Genomic DNA, 1,005 nt, shown 5'->3' with positions numbered 1-1,005 from the left:
GCGCCTATTTCTACCTGTTCCGAATGGTGCGGCATGGCGATCACTAGACGCGCCGCGTTCGCGCCGACACGGCCGCTGATCACACCGGAAGGCGTCGATCTCAGGATCAGGCTTGCCGACGCCGGCACGCGGGCCTCGGCCTTCCTGCTCGATGTGGTGATCATCGCCACCACCGCGGTCCTCATCACCATTGTCGCCCTGTTCGGGCTACGCGGCATCGGTTTCGGCGGGCTGCAGCCGCTGTTCGTGGTCTGGATCATCCTGATCTTCCTGCTGCGCAACGCCTATTTCATCGCCTTCGAGGCCGGCCGACGCGCCGCGACACCCGGCAAGCGCATCGTCGGCATAAGGGTCGCCTCGCGCAGCGGCGCGGGTCTCACAGTCGACCAGGTTATCGCGCGCAACCTGATGCGCGAGATCGAGATCTTCCTGCCGCTGTCGATCATCGCCGGACGCGGCGGCGCCGGCGTCGCCGACACGCTGACCACCGTCTTCGGACTGGTGTGGGCGCTGCTCTTCGCGCTCTTCCCGCTGTTCAACCGCGACCGGATGCGCATCGGCGACCTGCTCGCCGGAACCTGGGTGGTCGAGGCGCCGAGGCTGAAGCTGGTCGAGGACCTGTCGCGGAGCAAGGATCCAGTCGCGGCCCGTTTCAAGTTCAGCGCTGCGCAGCTCGACGCCTACGGCATCGCCGAGCTACACAAGCTGGAGGAAGTGCTGCGCCGCGACGACTATTTCGCGATGAAGGCCGTAGCCGAAATGATCGGGAAGAAGATCGGTGTGACGATCGAAGCGCCGGATTCCAGGGCGTTCCTGACCGCCTACTACGGCGAGCTCAGGGCGCATCTCGAACGCAAGCTGCTGCTCGGCAACCGCAAGGCGGATAAGTACGCGCAGTAGGCCGGAGCGGTATTCTCGATAATCACGAGACGTTGGTGCTGCCCCTCATCCGCCCGCCGGCACCTTCTCCCCGTATAATACGGGGAGAAGAGGGCTGATCACAAT

General features: G+C 64.8%; 1 protein-coding gene. It reads left to right on the top strand.

The features are described 5' to 3' along the window. Positions 1-33 precede the first annotated feature (33 nt). Positions 34-900: an RDD family protein gene (locus EN781_RS33155; protein ID WP_126055027.1), complete on the top strand. Its 867-nt coding sequence runs from the start codon at positions 34-36 to the stop codon at positions 898-900. Positions 901-1,005 lie beyond the last annotated feature (105 nt).

Origin of the sequence: Mesorhizobium sp. M4A.F.Ca.ET.090.04.2.1 (assembly GCF_003999085.1) — a bacterium.
Lineage (GTDB): Bacteria > Pseudomonadota > Alphaproteobacteria > Rhizobiales > Rhizobiaceae > Mesorhizobium.
Note: the sequence above shows the minus strand (reverse complement) of the source record. Positions and strands in the feature narration are given on the sequence as shown.